Annotated in this window: 3 protein-coding genes; 1 reads left to right on the forward strand and 2 read right to left on the reverse strand. The window is 45.7% G+C overall.

Features of this window, described 5'->3' with window-relative positions; all coding sequences use genetic code 11:
• The first annotated feature begins 71 nt into the window (after window positions 1–71).
• Window positions 72–21,374 carry an Ig-like domain-containing protein gene (locus I6F42_RS09940; protein WP_197152018.1) on the forward strand — a complete coding sequence of 7,101 codons (21,303 nt, stop codon included), beginning with the start codon at window positions 72–74 and terminating at the stop codon, window positions 21,372–21,374.
• Between the two features lie 146 nt (window positions 21,375–21,520).
• Here the strand turns inward: I6F42_RS09940 and flgN are convergent, their stop codons facing one another.
• Window positions 21,521–21,952: a flagellar protein FlgN gene (gene flgN / locus I6F42_RS09945; protein WP_197152020.1), complete on the reverse strand. Its 432-nt coding sequence runs from the start codon at window positions 21,950–21,952 to the stop codon at window positions 21,521–21,523.
• Window positions 21,945–22,265, reverse strand: coding sequence for a flagellar biosynthesis anti-sigma factor FlgM (flgM, locus tag I6F42_RS09950; RefSeq protein ID WP_197152023.1), 321 nt, complete (start codon window positions 22,263–22,265; stop codon window positions 21,945–21,947). The genes flgN and flgM overlap by 8 nt, the downstream gene beginning before the upstream one ends.
• Window positions 22,266–22,337: the final 72 nt, after the last annotated feature.

Genomic DNA, 22,337 nt, shown 5'->3' on the forward strand with positions numbered 1-22,337 from the left:
TATCTATGTGCTTTTTTTGTTCTATCTTTAACTTATTAGATTGTTATTTTAAAAAGTTTGAGGGTACCTAAATGGAAGCAAATCAACTTGTAGTTATTGATATTCAGGGTTCGGCGGGTGTTGTGTTGGATGATGGATCAATAAGAGCGTTAAACGTTGGTGACATTATTACCGTAGGTGATTTAGTTGTTACTGCTATTAAGTCGTCGTTACAAATAGATGTGCAAGGTGAAACCTTATCTATACCCGCAAATCAAAAGGTAAAAATAACACCAGACCTATTAGCTAAAGAAGCAAGAGACTCTAGCGAAACAACTGTTTTTGATGAAAGTTTAGATGAAGCAATCGCAAGCTTAGACTTAGGTACAGAGCAAGACTCATCAACGGCGGCTAATTCAGATGTAACAGATTTTTTAGATGCATTAGAGGGTGATGGGGACATTTTAGATAATTTAGAGGCAACAGCCGCTGGTGGCGGTAATGCAGCTGGTGCAGATGGAGGTAGTTCGTTTGTACAGTTAACCCGAATTTCTGAAAGTGTTGATCCTAGTAGTGTTACTTTTGATTCTTCTTTTGATCAAAACGCTACTGAAGCTTTTAATTTAAGAGATACCTCTGATGGTATTGTGCCTGACGCAACTTCGGCTTCTATTTCACTTAATGAGCTGGGCGTTACTAATTCATCACAACCAACAATTACCGGTACGAGTGAAAACTTAATTGGCGAAACGGTTAATGTGACGGTAACTGATGTTGATGGAAATTCTCAAGTAGTTAGTGTTGTGATTGGCCCTGATGGTACCTTTGAAATAACCCTACCAACTCCGGTTGCTGATGGCCCTGTGACCGTTGTTGTTGAAGCAACAGATCCTGTTGGCAACCCTATAAACGACACTATTTCTATAGAAATTGATACAACACCTCCGCTTATTGCTATTGATCCTGTTGCCGATTCTGCTTCTCAAACAGTGACAGTAACAGGGACTGTATCTGGGTTGAACACTGGTGATAATGTGTCGGTCACGTTAACGGATAGTGCAGGTACGGTACAAACAATTGTTACTCAGGTTGATGCGCTAGGAAATTGGGTTGTTACTACTACCTCACCTTTATCTGAAGGAGAGTTTAACGTAAGCGCAGTGGCGATTGATGCAGCTGGAAATCAAGCTGTAGATCAAGCTTTAGCGAATGTAGATTTAACTGCTCCGGTAATCACAGTAAATGTAACTGATGAAACAAATAACGCAACACCACCACTTGTTGGAACAACAAATGGTGTTCCTGAAGGCACGCAAGTAACAATTACTGTTACAGATAGTGCAGGACAAATACAAACATTAACTGCGGTTACTCAAGCCGATGGAAGCTGGAGTGTAGAAGTTGGGACTCCTTTACCCGAAGGTGATTTTACTGTTGATGCACAAGTAAGCGACAGTGTAGGAAACTTAGCATCAGCAAGTGATTCAGGAGTAGTTGATTTAACGGCGCCTACGGTACAAATTAATAATATTAACGACACTCAAGACACCACGCCAACTATTACTGGTAACGCGCAAGATGTACCTGCAGGCTCTATTATTAGTGTGGTTATTACCGATTTTAATGGTCAAACTCAAACATTATTAACCCAAACAAACGCTGATGGTGATTGGTCTATCGACGTAACTACGCCATTGGCTGAAGGGCAGTTTGAGGTTGATGCAAGTGTAAGCGATGCTGCAGGTAATCAAGCCCAAGCAAATAACCAAGGTGTTGTTGATTTAACAAACCCAGATATTACCGTTACTGCAATTGCTGATACTAACGATACTACACCAACATTTGTAGGTAGGGTGGAAGACGCTCCTGCGGGCTCTGTTATTACAGTATTAGTAACCGATATTAACGGTAACGTACAAACTTTAACTACTTTATTAAATGAAGATGGCACATGGAGTGTTGATGCTAATGAAATCTTGCCAGGTGGTGAGTTTACAGCAACTGCGTCAGTAACCGATCCAGCAGGTAATGAGGCTACTGCGCAAACAAACGGCGAAATAACGTTTGCTCCTATTTCAATTCAAATCGATGCAATTGCTAATACTAACGATACCACTCCATTTTTAAGTGGTAACACCGGTAATGTGCCTGCAGGTACTACCATTACTTTAACTATTACGGCAAGCGATGGGAGTACATTTACATTACTTGCAGTGACGCAAGCAGATGGTTCATGGACTGCACAAGTAACAACCCCTCTACCTGAGGGCGACTTTACCGTAGTTGCTGCTGTTATAGATGACTCGGGTAATGAAGCGCAAGCAAGTGCAGTAGGTAATGTTGATTTAACTGTAAGCATTAATTTTATTATTGATACTAACGATACAACACCAACAGTTAGCGGCTCTACCCAAGACGTAGAGCCTGGTGCATTAGTAACCGTTACATTTACAGGAAGCGATGGCGTAACAGAAACTGTGCAAGTAGTTACTGGTGCTGACGGAAGCTGGTTAGTTGAGGCAAGTAATGAATTGGTTGAAGGTCCGTTTAGTGTAATTGCAACTGTGACTGATGCTGCGGGTAATACAGCTTCTGCAAGCGAAACTGGAGAAATTGATTTAACAGATCCTGCAATCACGATTAATCCTATTGAGGATACGAATGATGTAACCCCATCTGTAAGCGGTATTGTAATTGATGTACCTGCAGGGACCGAAGTTACATTAGTAATAACTGACAGTGAAGGTAATGAACAAACACTTACAACAATTACAAATACAGATGGTACATATACAGCGGATATTATTGCAGATCTCAGTGAAGGTGATTTCACAGTAACAGCAAGTGTTAGCGACACTGCAGGCAATAGCAGTACGGCAACTGTTACAGGTACGGTCGATTTAACTGCACCAAGTGTCACTATCAACAATATTGCTGATACAAACGATACAACACCTACTCTTACCGGCTCTACCCAAGGATTAGCATCGGGCAGTGAAGTGACTTTAACTGTTACTGATAGTCTAGGAGCAGAGCAACAGTTAGTTACTACTATAAGTGCTGATGGTACTTGGAGTATTGAGATTTCAACTGCTTTAAGTGAGGGGGATTTTACCGTAACTGCTAATGTATCTGATAATGCGGGTAACGCAGCCCAAGATTCACAATTAGGCACAGTTGATACCACCCCTCCTTTAGTTGCAATAAATGACTTTGCTGATTCAAACGATACAACGCCTACATTTAGCGGAACAACAAGTGATGTAGCTCCGGGTAGCCTTGTTAGTGTTTTAGTTACTGATGCAAATGGTGAGTCTCAAACATTGACGGCGGTTGTGTCAGAAGATGGAACTTGGCAAGTTGGTGCAACTCAAGCTGTTGCTGAAGGCGACTTTACAATTACGGCAACAGTAACAGACGCTGCAGGTAATGAAGCAAGCGATACTGTTAGTGGAACAATTGATTTATCAGCTCCAATTATAGCAATTAATACAATCCCAGATAGTGCCGATACTACTCCAACAATTTCAGGTTCTGTACAAAATGTACCAGCCGGAACAACTGTTACGTTAACCGTTACAGATGCTGGTGGGAATACACAAACAATTACAACACAAACGCTAGCTGATGGTAGCTGGACAGCTGATGCTATTAATGAGTTAGTTGAAGGTGACTTTAGCGTTAATGCCATCGTTAGCGATGAAGCAGGTAACCAAAGTGAAACTTTAGCACAGGGAACTATCGATAATACCGCACCAACTATTACGATTGATGCACTCGCTGATAGCAATGATACAACACCAACTATTTCAGGCACTGCGACGGGTGAGCCAGAAGGCACGGTTGTTACTATTACAGTAACTGATGAAGCTGGTAACCCACAAACCATCACTACAGAAGTACTCGCTGACGGCACTTTCACTGTTGATGTACCAGATGAATTAAGCGAAGGCGAATACAGCGTAGACGTATCAATCACTGATACTGCTGGTAACGTAAGTACAGAAGTAACAACGGGTACTATTGATACCTCAGCTCCTGCTATTACGATTGATCCACTGGCAGATAGCAACGATACAACACCAACCATTTCCGGCACCGCGACGGGTGAGCCAGAAGGCACGGTTGTTACTATTACCGTGACTGATGAAGCAGGTAACCCACAAATAATTACTACTGAAGTACAAGCTGATGGCACCTTTAGTGTGGACGTACCAAATGAACTAAGTGAAGGTGAATTTACTGTTGAGGTATCGGTTACAGATACTGCGGGCAATGAAACCAAAGCAACTACGACTGGCGAGGTTGATACTTTAGCACCGGTGATCACGATAGATGCACTGGCTGATAGTAACGACACCACCCCAACTATTTCAGGCACCGCAACGGGGGAGCCAGAAGGCACGATTGTTACTATTACAGTAACTGATGACGCTGGTAACCCACAAATAATCACCACTGAAGTGCAAGCCGATGGTACCTTTAGTGTTGATGTATCAAATGAATTAAGTGAAGGCGAATTTACCGTTGAAGTATCGGTTACCGATACCGCAGGTAATGAAACCACAGCAACAACAACAGGAGAAGTCGATACTACCGCGCCAACAGTTATTATTGACCCCGTAGGTGATACTAACAACCCCACCCCAACTATTTCAGGCACCGCAACGGGTGAGCCAGAAGGCACGGTTGTTACTATTACAGTTACTGATGAAGCAGGTAACCCACAAATCATTACCACTGAAGTACAAGCTGATGGCACCTTTAGTGTTGATGTACCAAATGAATTAAGTGAAGGTGAGTTTACAGTTGAGGTATCGGTTACCGATACCGCAGGTAATGAAACCACAGCAACTACGACTGGAGAAGTTGATACTTCAGCACCGGTGATCACGATAGATGCACTGGCTGATAGTAACGACACCACCCCAACTATTTCAGGTACTGCAACGGGTGAGCCAGAGGGTACAGTTGTTACTATTACGGTAACTGATGAAGCAGGTAATCCACAAATAATTACCACTGAAGTACAAGCCGATGGCACCTTTAGTGTGGATGTACCAGATGAATTAAGTGAAGGTGAATTTAGCGTTGAGGTATCGGTTACCGATACAGCAGGGAATGAAACAACCGTAACAACAACGGGAGAAGTTGATACCACAGCGCCAATAGTTACTATTAATGCGCTAGGCGATACGAGTGATACAACACCAACTATTTCAGGCACAGCTAGCGGTGAGCCAGCTGGTTCAAGCGTAACTTTAACAGTGACCGATGCTAACGGTATAGTACAAATAATTACAGCAGAAGTAATTGCAGATGGAAGTTGGACTGTAGAAGTGTCCGCGGCTTTAGCTGAAGGAAGCTACTCTGTAGATGCAAGTATTAGTGATAGCGCTGGTAATGAAGGTACAGCAAGTGCTTCAGGCACAATTGATACAAGCGCATTGACCATTACCATTGATATTATTGGCGAAACTAACGATCAAACACCTCAAATAAATGGTGATACTTTTAATGCACAAGCTGGCTCTCAAGTTGAAGTTCAGATCACTGACTCAGCGGGTGCAATAATTACTTTAACCACAGTTGTTGATGAAAACGGTCTTTGGAGTGTTACTCCGCCTGCAAATTTAGCTGAGGGCACCATTTTAATTAGTGCAACAGTAACAGACATAGGTGGTGGAACGGCTAATGCAGAGCTTGATGCTGTAATTGATATTACGCCTCCAACAATACAAGTTAATGAACTAGAAACAAGTAATGATACAACACCGGTTATTTCTGGTAACACAACTGACGTAGTTGCAGGCACGGTTATAAATTTAACGGTTACTGATTCTCAAGGGGTTGTTCGCACATTTAGCACAACAACAGATGCCGATGGTAATTGGAGTGTTGAACTTTCTCAAGAGTTGGCCTCGGGCGATTATTCTGTAGAAGCTGAAGTATCTGATGCTGCAGGAAATAGCGCTTCAACCACTGCTACCGGTAATATAGACACATCAGGGCCTAGCTTAACCGTTGACTTTGAAGCTGTAACCAACGACTCAACGCCTACCATTTCAGGCACTAGTGATGCAGACGTTGGTACCAGCATCACGGTTGTTATTACCGATGAAAATGGGGGTGAACAAACACTCACCACTACTGTTGATACAAATGGTAACTGGGAAGTAACTCCACAAGCAGATTTAAATGAAGGTGATAACACCATAGAAGTGAGTGTGTCTGATGAAGCAGGAAATACGACAACAGTTACAGATACAATTACGTTAGACACACAAGCGCCAATACTCACCATTCAAAACGTAGGCGATGTCAGCGATTTAACACCTGAGCTGCAGGGCACTAGTAATGAAATTGGCGGCACCGTAACACTGACCATCACCGACAGCCAAGGCGCTGAGCAAACCTTCACCACCACCGTTGAAAGTGATGGCCACTGGAATATTGAAATTCCAGGTGCCCTTGCACAAGGTGACTTTAGCGTTGTTGCCAGCATCACTGATGCTGCAGGCAACGACACCACGGCCAACAGTAGTGGTAATGTAGATACCATTACACCGGTTATCACCGTTGATACACTGGGTTTAGGCAACGACAGCACCCCAGTTGTTAGTGGTACCTCAACAGAGCCTGAAGGCACCGTTGTAAACATTGTTATTACCGACAGTAACGGTGATGAGCACCCAATTACCGCTACTGTGGATGCAAACGGTGATTGGCAAGCGACCAGCCCTGAATTACCGGATGGAAGCTACAGTGTGCAAGCCAGTATCACCGATGACGCAGGCAACACCGGCGGCGCGACACAAACGGGCAGCCTAGATACCTTAGCGCCGACACTGACGTTAGACACAGTCGGTGCAACCAACGACAGCACCCCAACAATCAGCGGAAGCAGCAATGCGCCAGCGGGGACTGTTATTAGCATCAGCGTGAGTGATGGCACCACAACAGAAACGTTCACCGCGACAGTACAAGCTGATGGCAGCTGGTCAGCGGATGTACCGAATGCACTGAGCGATGGTGAGCTCACCATTGAAGCTAGCGTTAGTGATAACGCCGGTAATACCACTACATTAAGTGAAACCGCAACACTCAACACCACGGCCCCAAGCATTAGTATTAATGCATTGGTTGATACCAACGACACCACCCCAACCATTAATGGTACAAGCGATGCGGCAGATGGCACCACCATTAGTTTAACGTTTGAAGACAGTGCAGGGAATATTACGACTGTTGATACGACCGTAACGGGCGGCGTATGGAGCGTCGATGCACTAAGCGTACTAGCAGAAGGCGAATATACTGTCACCGCAGAGGTAGACGATGGCCTAGGTAATATCGGCAGCGCCACAGAAGCAGGCGAGATTGACTTAACCGCACCAAGCCTTGTTATTGTAGACAATGGTGTTAGCAATGACACGACACCGACCATCTCGGGTACAAGCGATGCGCCACAAGGCAGTGAAGTCACTATTATTGTGACAGACAGTGCCGGTGCACAGCAAACCATTACCGCGACAGTTGGCGGAAGTGGCGCGTGGTCAGTCCCTGTTACGACAGCCCTTGCAGAAGGTAACTTCACCGTAAGCGCAAGCGTGAGCGATGTCGCTGGCAACGAAGCCACTGCCACAGGCACTGGTGAAATAGATACCATTGCACCGACCCTTGTACTTACCAGCCCAGGCTCAAGTAACGACGTAACCCCAACCTTAAGCGGCACCAGTGATGCGGTGGAAGGCACCGTGATCACCTTCACCGTAACGGATGATTTAGGGGGAGAGCAAACGTTCACCACCACGGTTGATGCCGATGGCAACTTCTCTATAGAAGTACCGACAGCCTTGGCAGAAGGGCCATACACGATCACCGCCAACATCAGCGATGTGGCAGGTAACAGCACCGATATTACAGGCAACGGCACCATTGATACGACCGCACCGAGTGTGAGTGTAAATGCGCCGTTACTAACCAACGACAGCACGCCCACGGTTACGGGCACCAGTGATGCGCCTAACAGCACCATCACGGTTACGTTTACCGATGCAACAAATGCCACTCAAAGCATTGATGTACAAACCGATGCAAGTGGTAACTGGAGTGCGACACCAACAGGCACATTAGCCGAAGGGAATTACAGCGTCAGCGCCAGCATCACCGATGCTGCAGGCAACACAGGCACAGGTACAGACAGTGGCGAAGTCGATATAACACCGCCAGACTTAGCATTTACACCTACCTTCTTATTAGGCTCATTGGTGTTATTAAACGGTACATCTGATTTACCGGCTGGCAGTGAAATTACTATTACTGAGCAACTTGTTGGCGGCGGTGTGGGCGTAAGTTACACCACAACTACTGACGCCAATGGTAACTGGTCACTGACTGGTATTGATATCTCATTACTGAACTTAGGCTCAGTGATCGCAACGGCGACCGATGCCGCAGGTAATACCCGTACAATTAGTTCAGATGACTTTGATAATACGCCACCGACACTCACTGTTGATGTTGCAGCACAAAGCGACAGCAACACGCCAATCATAAGCGGCACAAGTGATGCGGGCGAGGGGGCACAAGTGACTATCGTGGTTACCGACAGCAACGGCAACCCACAGACCATCACCGCCCTTGTTGATGCGGATGGTAACTGGAGTGCCACTCCAAGCACACCATTAAGTGAAGGTGAAAGCACCATTGAAGTGAGTGTACGCGACAGTGTCGGCAACGAAACCACCGCGAGTGATACCACCATCATCGACACGCAAGCGCCAACGCTTATGATACAAAATGTAGGTGATGTAAACGACCTAACACCGACATTACAAGGCACCAGTAACGAAATTGGCGGCACTGTTACACTCACCGTGACCGACAGCGACGGCGTAGTGCAAACCATTACCACCACCGTTGAAAGTGATGGCCACTGGGACATTGAAATCCTAAGTGCGCTTGCGCAAGGTGACTTTACTGTAAGCGCCAGTATTACGGATGCTGCAGGCAATGAGAGTACAGCAAACAGCAGTGGCAACGTGGATACCATCACCCCGGTTGTGAGCGTGGATGCACTGGGCCTTGGCAATGACAGCACGCCAGTCATTAGTGGTACCTCAACAGAGGCAGAAGGCACTGTTGTAAACATTGTTATTACCGACAGCAATGGTGATGAACACCCAATTACAGCCACAGTCGATGCAAACGGCGATTGGCAAGCAACTAGCCCTGAATTACCGGATGGAAGCTACAACGTACAAGCCAGTATCACCGATGATGCAGGCAACACCGGCGGCGCAGTTCAATCAGGCACCCTTGATACCTTAGCGCCAACATTGACGTTAGACACCGTCGGCGCCACCAACGACAGCACGCCAACAATTAGCGGGACATCGAACGCGCCAGCAGGGACTGTTATTAGTATCAGCGTGAGCGATGGCACAACAACCGAAGCGTTCACCGCGACAGTGCAAGCCGATGGCAGCTGGTCAGCAGATGTACCGAACGCGCTAACTGATGGTCCACTCACTATCGAAGCAAGCGTCAGCGACAGTGCAGGCAACACTACCACGTTAAGTGAAACCGCGACACTCAATACCACTGCGCCAAGCATCAGTATTAATGTACTGGTTGATACCAACGACACCACCCCAACCATCAATGGTACAAGCGATGCGGCCGATGACACCACCATTAGCTTAACGTTTGAAGACAGTGCAGGGAATATTACGACTGTTGATACAACCGTAACGGGTGGAGTATGGAGCGTCGATGCACCAACTGATTTAGCCGAAGGCGAATATACTGTCACCGCAGAGGTAGATGATGGTCTAGGTAATATCGGCAGCGCCACCGAGACAGGTCAGATAGACCTTACTGGCCCGAGCCTTGTTATTACCGACAATGGTGTAGGCAACGACACCACGCCAACGATTGCAGGCAGTAGTGATGCACCGCAAGGCAGTACGGTAACGGTTATAGTGACAGATAGCAGTGGCACACCACAAACAATGAGCGCCACCGTACTTGCTAATGGCACGTGGTCAATCCCTGTACCGGTAGCACTAGCAGAAGGTGCATACACCATTAGTGCAAGTGTTGAAGATGCCGCAGGCAACGACACCACCGCCACAGGCACTGGTGAAGTAGATACCACTGCACCGACACTTGTGCTTACCAGCCCAGGTTCAAGTAATGACATCACTCCGACACTCAGTGGCACAAGTGATGCCGTTGAAGGCACGGTTATTAATTTCACGGTTGTGGACGATTTAGGCAATACACAAACGTTCACCACCACGGTTGATGAAGGTGGCAACTTCTCAGTCGAAGTGCCAACAGCGATAGCAGAAGGACCGTATAGTATTGAAGCTAACATCAGCGATGTGGCAGGTAACAGCACCGATATTACCGGCAACGGCACAATAGACACGTCCGCGCCAAGCATTACCGTTGATGCGCCATTATTAACAAACGACAGCACGCCAACAGTGACAGGCACCAGTGATGCACCTAACAGCACCATCATGGTGACGTTTACAGATGCAGCGAATGCAGTGCAAACTATTGATGTACAAACCGATGCTAATGGTAACTGGAGTGCGACACCAACAGGCACATTAGCTGAAGGGAACTACAGCGTCAGCGCCAGCATCACCGATGCTGCAGGCAATACAGGCACCGGCACGGACAGTGGCGAAGTAGACGTAACCCCGCCAGCACTTGCCTTTACACCAACGTTTGAACTTGGTTTATTAATTACCCTAAGCGGTACGTCTGACTTGCCTATTGGCAGTGAAATTACCATTACCGAGCAACTTGTTAATGGTGGTATTGGTGCAACATATACCACTACAACAGATGCGGATGGCAACTGGTCATTAGTCGGATTAGATGTATCATTACTTGATGTTGGCTCAGTGATCGCAACAGCGACCGATGCCGCAGGTAACACGCGTACAATTAGCTCAGATGACTTTGATAATACACCGCCGACACTCACTGTTGATGTTGCAGCACAAAGCGACAGCAATACACCGGTTATTAGCGGCACAAGCGATGCGGGTGAAGGTGCGCAAGTGACCATAGTGGTTACTGATAGCGCAGGCAACCCACAAACCATCACCGCACTTGTGGATGCAAACGGTGATTGGAGTGCCACACCAGCGACACCATTAAGTGAAGGTCAAAGCACCATTGAAGTAAGTGTACGCGACAGTGTCGGCAATGAAACCACCGTGAGTGATACCACGACTATCGACACGCAAGCGCCACTACTCACCATTCAAAACGTGGGCGATGTCAGCGATTTAACACCAGAGCTTCAGGGCACCAGTAATGAAATTGGTGGCACTGTTACACTCACCATCACCGATAGCCAAGGCGCTGTGCAAACCATTGATACGATAGTTGACAGCGATGGCCACTGGGCTATTGAAATTCCAGGTGCCCTTGCACAAGGTGATTTTACTGTAAGCGCGAATATTACTGATGCGGCAGGCAACGACACCACTGCCAACAGCAGTGGTAATGTAGATACTATTACACCCGTTATCACCGTTGATGCACTGGGTTTAGGCAACGACAGCACCCCAGTTGTTAGTGGTACCTCAACAGAGCCTGAAGGCACGGTTATCAACATTATTATTACCGACAGTAACGGTGATGAGCACCCAATCACCGCCACCGTCGGTGCAAACGGTAATTGGCAAGCAACCAGCCCTGAATTACCAGATGGCAGCTACACCGTACAAGCCAGTATCACCGATGATGCAGGCAACACAGGTGGCGCAGTTCAATCAGGCAACCTAGATAGCTTAGCGCCGACATTGACGTTAGACACAGTAGGTGCCACGAATAACAGCACGCCAACAATTAGCGGGACATCGAACGCGCCAGTAGGCACGGTTATAACGATTAACGTCACGGATGCAGATAATACAGAAACGTTTACCGCAACAGTACAAGCCGATGGCAGTTGGTCAGCAGATGTACCGAACGCGCTAACTGATGGTCCACTCACTATCGAAGCAAGTGTAAGCGACAGTGCAGGCAACACCACCACGTTAAGTGAAGGCGCAACATTGGATACCAATGCACCGAGTATTAATATTGATGCATTAATGGATACAAATGATACAACGCCGAATGTGAGCGGTACCAGCAGTGCAGCAAATGGCACTATTATCACCGTCAGTATCACGGACAGTAATGACATAACAAACACGGTACAAACAACCGTTACAGACGGTATCTGGAGTGTTGAAGCTCCTGTTGACTTAGCTGAAGGCAGTTATGAAGTTGAAGCGAGTGTTACAGATGGAAGCGGCAATACAAGTACAGCAACAGAAAATGGTGTAGTGGATACGACCATTCCTAATATTGCCGTAAATGATGTAACCGTGACTGATGACACAACACCTACGATCACCGGCACAGCGAATGCGCCACAAGGTAGCACCGTAAGCGTTGAAATCACCGACAGTAATAATATTACTCATACCGTAACGACCACATTAGGGGTTAATGGCACATGGAGCGTAGCAGCCACGCAAGTACTGGCTGAAGGCACCTTTACAGTGAGCGCCAGTGTGAGCGATGCCGCAGGCAACGAAGCCACTGCCACAGGCACTGGTGAAATAGATACCATTGCACCGACACTTGTACTTACCAGTCCAGGCTCAAGTAGCGACATCACCCCGACACTTAGCGGCACAAGCGATGCGGTTGAAGGCACGGTTATTAACTTCACCGTAGTGGATGATTTAGGCAATACACAAACCTTCACCACCACTGTGGATGCTGATGGTAACTTCTCTATAGAAGTACCGACTGCCTTGGCAGAAGGGCCGTACACGATCACCGCCAGCATCAGCGATGCAGCAGGTAACAGCACCGATATTACAGGTAACGGCACAATAGACACGACCGCGCCAAGCATTACCGTGGATGCGCCAGTACTCACCAATGACACCACACCCATAGTGACAGGCACCAGTGATGCACCTAATAGCACTATCACAGTTACGTTTACAGATGCAGCGAATGCCACTCAAAGCATTGATGTACAAACCGATGCAAGTGGTAACTGGAGTGCGACACCAACAGGTACATTAGCTGAAGGTAATTACAATGTCAGCGCCAGCATCACTGATGCTGCAGGCAACACAGGTACAGGTACAGATACAGGCGAAGTAGATATAACACCGCCAGGTTTAGCGTTTACACCTACCTTCTTATTAGGTTCATTGGTGTTATTAAACGGTACATCTGATTTACCGGCTGGCAGTGAAATTACTATTACTGAGCAACTTGTTGGCGGCGGTGTGGGCGTAAATTACACCACAACCACTGACGCCAATGGTAACTGGTCACTAACTGGTATTGATATCTCATTACTGAACTTAGGCTCAGTGATCGCAACAGCGACCGATGCAGCAGGTAATACCCGTACAATTAGCTCAGATGACTTTGATAATACACCGCCAACGCTTACTGTTGATGTTGCAGCACAAAGCGACAGCAACACGCCAGTCATAAGCGGCACAAGCGATGCAGGTGAGGGTGCACAAGTGACGATTGTGGTTACCGACAGCAACGGCAACCCACAGACCATCACCGCCCTTGTTGATGCGGATGGTAACTGGAGTGCCACTCCAACCACACCATTAAGTGAAGGTGAAAGCACCATTGAAGTGAGTGTACGCGACAGTGTCGGCAACGAAACCACCGCGAGTGATACCACCACCATCGACACGCAAGCGCCAACGCTTACGATACAAAATGTAGGTGATGTCAGCGACTTAACACCAGAGCTTCAGGGCACCAGTAATGAAATTGGTGGCACTGTTACACTCACCATCACCGACAGCGCAGGTGCTGTGCAAACCATTGAGACCCTAGTTGGCAGCGATGGTCACTGGAATATTGAAATTCCAGGTGCCCTTGCACAAGGTGACTTTAGCGTTGTTGCCAGCATTACTGATGCTGCAGGCAACGACACCACCGCGAGCAGCAGTGGTAACGTAGACACCATTACACCGGTTGTCACCGTTGATGCACTGGGCCTTGGTAACGACAGCACCCCAGTGATTAGTGGTACTTCAACAGAGCCTGAAGGCACCGTTGTAAACATTGTTATTACCGACAGCAACGGTGATGAACACCCAATCACCGCTACTGTGGATGCAAACGGCGATTGGCAAGCAACCAGCCTTGAATTACCAGATGGAAGCTACAACGTACAAGCCAGTATCACCGATGATGCAGGCAACACTGGTGGCGCAGTTCAATCAGGCACTCTTGATACCTTAGCACCGATATTAACACTGGATACCGTGGGCGCCACGAATAACAACACACCAACAATTAGCGGGACATCAAACGCGCCAGCAGGCACGATTATAACGATTAACGTCACGGATGCAGATAACACAGAAACGTTCATCACGACAGTGCAAGCCGATGGCAGTTGGTCAGCAGATGTACCGAATGCACTGAGCGATGGTGAGCTCACTATCGAAGCAAGCGTCAGTGACAGTGCAGGCAACACCACCACGTTAAGTGAAACCGCAACACTCAACACCACGGCCCCAAGCATCAGTATTAATGCATTGGTTGATACCAACGACACCACTCCAACCATTAATGGTACAAGCGATGCGGCCGATGACACCGCCATTAGCTTAACGTTTGAAGACAGTGCAGGGAATATTACGACTGTTGATACAACCGTAACGGGCGGCGTATGGAGCGTCGATGCACCAAGCGTACTAGCAGAAGGCGAATATACTGTCACCGCAGAGGTAGATGATGGACTGGGCAATATTGGCAGTGCCACCGAGACAGGTCTGATAGATCTAACAGGTCCGAGCCTTGTTATTACCAACAACGGTGTAGGCAACGACACCACGCCAACGATTGCAGGCAGTAGTGATGCACCGCAAGGCAGTACGATAACGGTTATAGTGACAGATAGCAGTGGTGCAGCGCAAACAATGAGCGCCACCGTACTTGCTAATGGTACGTGGTCAATTCCTGTACCGGCAGCCATTGCAGAAGGTGGATACACCATCAGCGCAGGCGTGAGCGATGCAGCAGGCAATGACACCACCGCTACAGGCACCGGCGAAGTAGACACCACCGCACCTACACTTGTACTTACCAGCCCAGGCTCAAGCAACGACGTAACCCCGACACTGAGCGGCACAAGCGATGCGGTTGAAGGCACCGTTATTAACTTCACCGTGGTGGACGATCAAGGCAATACACAAACCTTTACCACCACTGTAGATGCTGATGGCAACTTCTCGGTGGAAGTACCGACTGCACTTGCAGAAGGGCCGTACACGATCACCGCCAACATCAGCGATGTGGCAGGTAACAGCACCGACATTACAGGCAATGGCACCATTGATACCACTGCACCAAGTGTGAGTGTAGATGCGCCAGTATTAACAAACGACAGCACGCCAACAGTGACAGGCACCAGTGATGCACCTAACAGCACCATCACGGTTACGTTTACAGATGCAGCAAATGCCACTCAAAGCATTGATGTACAAACAGATAGTAACGGTAACTGGAGTGCGACACCAACAGGTACATTAGCTGAAGGTAATTACAATGTCAGCGCCAGCATCACCGATGCCGCAGGCAACACAGGTACGGGTAAAGACACTGGCGAAGTGGATATAACCGCTCCGGATCTTGAAATTATTCCATCGTTTTTATTAGGAAATTTGGTTTCTCTTTCGGGAGATTCTGATCTACCGGGAGGCTCTGTAATCACTATTACAGAGTACCTAGTTGGGGGGTTAGTTGGCGCAACTTATACAGCGACAACAAATCCTGATGGTACGTGGGGGCTTGCAAACATAACAGTACCTTTACTAAACCTTGCCTATGTGACTGCCAGTGCAACGGATGCCGCCGGTAATGTAAGAACAGTTAATACGCTTGATTTTGATAACGTAGCGCCAGAGCTAACCGTTAGTGTCGATGCTTTATCTAATGACAGTACACCAGTAATTAGCGGCACCACCGATATGGGGCAAGGCACTGTAATTAATATAACCGTGACTGATAGTGAAGGAGAAAGCCAAGCGTTTACTGCGACAGTTCAAGCCGGTGGCGACTGGTCTGTTGCTGTACCTGCAGAGCTAGCGCAAGGTCAATATACCGTTGTTGCAGAGGTTAGAGACAGTGTTGGTAACTTAACAACGCAGCAGGCTCAAGGTGAAATAGACAGTGTTGATCCTACATTAATTGTGAACGAAGTTAACGCGACAATAGATACAACACCTACAATTTCAGGCACAAGTAATGAGATAGGTGCAGATGTAAGCATTATTATTGGTGGTCAAACACTAACAGCAACTGTGGGTACTGATGGCAATTGGCAAGTAGATGTCCCCGTAGCACTTGTTGATGGTGATTATACGGCGCAAGTAAGTATTACCGATGACGCTAATAATACCAGCAGCACGACTATTGATTTAACAATTGATACCCAAGTGCCTGTTGTTGCACTTAATAATATAACTGTATTTAACACCGATACACCCATTATAAGTGGTACTTCAACTGAACCACAGAATACGGTGGTCGATATAGTCATTACAGATAGCAATAATGACACACACATTTTAACTGCAATAGTTGATGCTAGCGGCGATTGGCAAGTTACAGCGCCAAGCTTGCCAGATGGCAATTATGATGTAGAGGTAAGTATTACCGATGATGCTGGTAATACAGGCTCCGATACAGGTTCGAGTTTTGTTGATACTCAAGCACCAAGTATTACTATAAATGCATTAGGTACAATTAATAACAGCACGCCAACTATTTCAGGCACATCCAATGAACCTGAAAACACGAGTATTACAGTAACTGTGACCGATGGAGATAGTACCGAGGCTTACACCGCTGTTGTTGGCGCAGGAGGTGCTTGGAGTGTAAATATAACAGACGCACTGACTGATGGTGAAGTAATAGTTTCTGCAACTATTGTCGATACCGCAGGTAATAGTGCTTCAGCAAATGCTACCGCAACGCTAAATACTAATGCGCCTACAATCAATATTAACACAATTGTTGATACGAACGATCAAACACCAGCAATATCGGGCACAAGTAGTGCGGCAGATAACACAGAAATTACGGTCGTTATAACTGACGTTAATAACGTTTCACATACTGTAACTACTTCGGTTGTAGGCGGTATTTGGGGTGTTGATGCGACAAGTATTCTTCCTGAGGGGGAGTTTACTGTTTCGGCAAGTGTGACTGAAGGAGGCTTAACGAGTAATGCAACGGGCAGTGGTGTTATAGATTTAACAGCACCTGCACTTAGTATTACACCGCTTGTAACTTTAAATGATACAACGCCAACTATTTCAGGCACAACCACCGCACCACAGGGCGCATTAGTTATTATTTTAATTACTGATAGCTTAGGTGCAGAGCAAACGGTTAATGCTACGGTTGGTGCAAATGGCACATGGTCAGTAGCTGCAAGTGCAGAGTTGAGCGAGGGCACTTACACGATTTCAGCTTCAACCACAGATACAGCCGGTAACCCTGTAAACACAACTACTACAGGGGTAATTGACATAACAGCGCCAGTTGTAACTATTAGCGATATTGTTGGAAGTACAGACCTAACCCCGGGTATTTCTGGAAGTGTGACAGGTGCCAATGTGGGTGATGCTGTTGCAGTGGTATTCACCGATGCACAAGGTAATGAGCACACTGTAAATACAACAGTTCAAACTGGTGGTATATGGTCTGTAGAGGCAAGTAGCTCTCTTTCACAAGGCGATTATTCAGTTGAAGCATTTGTTACTGATAGCGCGGGTAATACCGGGGACGCAACAGATACAGCAACCATTGATACAATTGCTCCTGAAATTAGTATTAATCAAAGTTCATTAATACTAACTCAAGATAGCACTCCATTGATTACAGGTACGTCTAACGAGGAAAATACAAACGTTATTGTTACCTTTACTGATTCTGCTGGAGTTTCTCATCAAATGACCGTTCAAACCGATGGCAATGGAGACTGGCAAGCGGCTGCTAATAATATTTTAGCTGACGGTGTTTACAGTGTTACGGCAACGATTACTGATAGCGCAGGAAATACCTCTGTTGATAGTAAAACGGGTGGCGAAGTAGATACAGTAGGGCCAGAGCTTACTATTGTGCCTTCGTTCTTGTTAGGGCAGCTTGTATCTTTATCTGGTACATCTGATTTGGGCGAAGGTAAAACCGTTACGGTTACTCTAGAGCTTGCAGGTGACTTACTCGATTTAACATACGATGTAACCACCGATGCCAATGGTGATTGGGAGCTATTAGGCCTAGCCGTTAATGTTATTGGCCTATCCGTTGTTGAAGCCTCTGCAACCGATGAAGCGGGTAACACCACTACTATAACGACTGCAGATGTAGATGCCTCAACGCCATTACTTAATGCGGTAGTCGATTTTGTAACTGGCCAGGGAGATTTGCCGATAATTAGCGGTACGACCGACCAAGCACCAGGCACTGAAGTGCTAGTTAGAGTGGTAGATAGGGGAAATGTAGTACAAGAGCTTACGGCTATAGTGCAAGCCGATAATACTTGGGCTGTGCAGGTTCCTCAATCATTAGCTGAGGGGGCATTTAGCGTAACAGTTGACGTGTTAAGTGAGGTCGGTATTACTACCACGCAACTACTTACCGCAGTGGTGGATACAATATCGCCAACACTTGGCTTACAGGTTATTGGCACAACATCAGACTCCACGCCAATAATCCAAGGTACCAGTGATTTAATTAATGGTGTTGTTGAAATACAACTAGATGGCGGTTCAGTTTTAACCACCACGGTTAATGCAGCTGGGTTATTTTCACTCGAGGTAGATGCACTAACTGAAGGGCAGCATGTTGCGAATGTGAGTATTACTGATGATGCAGGTAATGTAGTTACCGATACGCTTGAATTCGTCGTTGATACGCTAGTACCAGTGGTTGGAATTTTACCACTGAGCATTAGCAATACAGATATATTAGAGCTTTCAGGTACATCACCAGAAGCGGAAGGCACAAATATTGATGTAACTGTTATTGGTAGTAATGGTGAAAAAACGGTATTTAATACTTTAATTGATGGAGATGGCAATTGGTCTTTAGTAACTACTAGCTTATCAGATGGTATATATACTGTTTCTGCAAGTATAACTGACGCCGCAGGCAATACTGGGCAGTCGGCCATTGAGCAAGTAACCATAGATACTATAGCGCCAGCGCTAGGGATTGATGCGTTTGGTGTACTTAATACGCTAACACCTACTATTGAAGGGACAAGCGATGAAGAGGTAGGAAGTTTAATTACCGTAAATATTACTGACTCTACAGATACATTATATGTAGTTACCACTTCGGTATTAGGAGACGGAACATGGCTTATTGTTACTCCTTTACTTGCTGAAGGTGACTTAACAATTGAGGCAATAAGTACAGATGATGCTGGGAATATAACAACAGTTACTCAAACGGGCACTATTAGTACAATCTTACCAGGTTTGTTAATTAATCAAATTGTAGATACAAGCGATACAACGCCAACAATTACAGGTACCACAGATATATTAGCAGGTGACGTACAGGTAGTTATTACCGATAGTAGCGGTACAGCAACGACATATAACACCCAAGCTATTGCAGGTGTATGGACTCTAATACCTACAACACCATTAGCTGAAGGTGCCTTTACTGTAAGTGCTACAGTTGAAAACTTAGGGCTTACAAGTTCCACAAGTCTTGGTGGCATTATTGATTTAACACCACCAACAGTTGAAGTTGATCAATTACCTGTAATCAATAACCCGCTACCGACTATAACAGGTATAAGTGATGCACCAGCAGGTACAAATGTGAGTGTTGTTATTACTGATGCTAATAACGATTCACAAACTATTACCGCTCAAGTTGCAGGCAATGGCACATGGTCTGTAACAGCTACCAGCGCGCTTAGTGAAGGTGGTTTTAGTGCTACTGCGACAGTGAGTGATGCTGCGGGTAACTCATCAAGCGATACAATGGTGTCAAGCACAGACTACACAGCGCCAACTGTAGTCATAGATCCAATATTGGTAGGGCAAGATATAACACCTACTGTTACAGGGTCAGTAACTGGAAGTTTTGCAGGCGCGTTAGTAATCGTTATGTTTACTGATTCAGCTGGTGCCACTCACAATGTTCAAACAACAGTTGGAGCTGATGGAACTTGGAGTGTGATATCAGCAGAAGTACTTAGTGAAGGTAACTACACTGTAGATGTTGGCATTGCTGATGGTGCAGGTAATACGGGGGAAGAATCAGCAAGCAGTACCGTTGATAACACGGCTCCTGTAGTTACTATTGATTCCGGTTTAGTATTAACAGCGGATTCCACACCAGAGATAACAGGTACTGCTGGTACAGGTGATACAGTCGAAGTAACTATTCTTGGTTATCCTGCATTCAAAGTTGTAGCCGACGAATTTGGTCATTGGAGTCTTACTCCCAACGGTGCACTGACTGATGGGGTTTATACAGTCACAGCAACAGTTACCGATACAGCTGGAAATATCGGATCCAGTGGTAGTATATCTGGATTGGTTGTTGATACTACACCACCTATAGTAAATGATTTTGAAGTTGATTATTTACTCGGTGGTATTACAGGACTTATAAAAATTGCTGTTATAGGTTTTCATGGCACTACAGATGCTGAGCCTGGTACCACAGTTACTTTAGATAACTCGCTACTATTAGATATAAGCATTGGAAACGAAACAACGACAGTTCAAAGCGATGGAAGCTGGGAGTTTACTAGTATTGATCTCAACTTAAATGCTCTAGGATTACTAGGTTTAGGACTAAACGATGTCAGAATTATATTTGAAGACCTAGCTGGTAATACCACAACTATTGATGGTGAAGGTACTGAACTTATAAGTATATCAGAAGCAGGCTCTGCCTTAGGCGACACAATCCCTGAATCATTTAGTGAGGAGTCGGCTTTAGGCGATACAACCCCTAATGAAGTTTCAATCAACAACGTATTAAGCACTGAAACGATTGATTTAGGTAACTTGAGTGGTCTATCAGCACCTGAGCAAACGGTGCAAATGAGTTCGGCAGAACCGCTTAATATTGATGACGTTATTATTAGCGAAGATGCAGAGCAGCTTATAGCGCTAAATACGCTGGTTGAGGATGAAGGCTCTGCAATTGCTTATACTCCAGCTCAAAGTGGGGGAAGCATTGATGCAGCAGCACCTGCGGTTGATGTACAAAATCAATCGGAAGAGATGATTAAACACTTAATTGAAAGTAGTAATAATCAAACGGATATTTAATCTCAATAAAGCCCTCTTAATTATTTTTAAGGGGGCTTACATTATTAAGCAAATGGATATTATTTATAACGAAATTTAAGAACAAAGGACATTAAAAAAGCCTTATTGATAAATCAATAAGGCTTTTTTAATGTAAAATTTTGGGCTTACGCTTTTAAATTACGAACCAATTTACTCTCGGTATTTACAGATTTACCTGCTTGGTCGTAAGTCATACTTGTTGGAGCACCAATTAAAATCTCTTTGAGCTGTTTAACACTTAACTGCGCTTGGCGAGCAGCATGAGCATTAACATTATTTTGTTTTTGGCATTGAGCCAGTTGGGTTTTAACTTGGCTTATTAGCTCAGATATTTCAGAATTTTGTGAGTCGTTACTAGCAATTAGCTTACTTAGCTCTTTATCTAGAGTGCCTAGCTTAGTTAAAAAAGACATTTTTTGTTGGGCAATTTCTTTTAAACCAGCACCACGTCGTGAGGCAATAGCAGTAAGCTCGTCGTTTAATAGCGTATGCAAAGAGTCTAAACAACTTACTTGTTGGTTTAGTTTTACGCTAATTAAACTATTATGATCAGCCATATACGTTAAACTCAAAATCAGCTAAATTTTTAGCAAGCTTTTCACTGTCCACTTGGTATTTACCTTCAGTTATTGCTTTTTTAAGCTCAGCAACTTTGTCGCTGTCAAAGCCAGGTGATTGCTGTGCTTTATTTTGAAGCGTTTTTAATTGCTGCGCTTGCGGCGTTAAACTTACAGAATCACTTGCAGCCTTAGGCGAAGGAGCTTGAGCAGCTTGTGTATTTGCATTATCTTTTTTTAAATCAACTTGTTGTTGCTTTGCATTTGTAAGTGCATTAGCTTGTTGATTACTACCATTAACTTGACTAACCATAATAATAAACCTGTATATTACCCAACTTATGCCAAGTTATCGGCATATACGTAGGATACTTTAGTATAAATC

The sequence above is a fragment of the Pseudoalteromonas sp. SWYJZ12 genome, from assembly GCF_015864395.1.
Taxonomy (GTDB): Bacteria; Pseudomonadota; Gammaproteobacteria; order Enterobacterales; family Alteromonadaceae; genus Pseudoalteromonas; species Pseudoalteromonas arctica.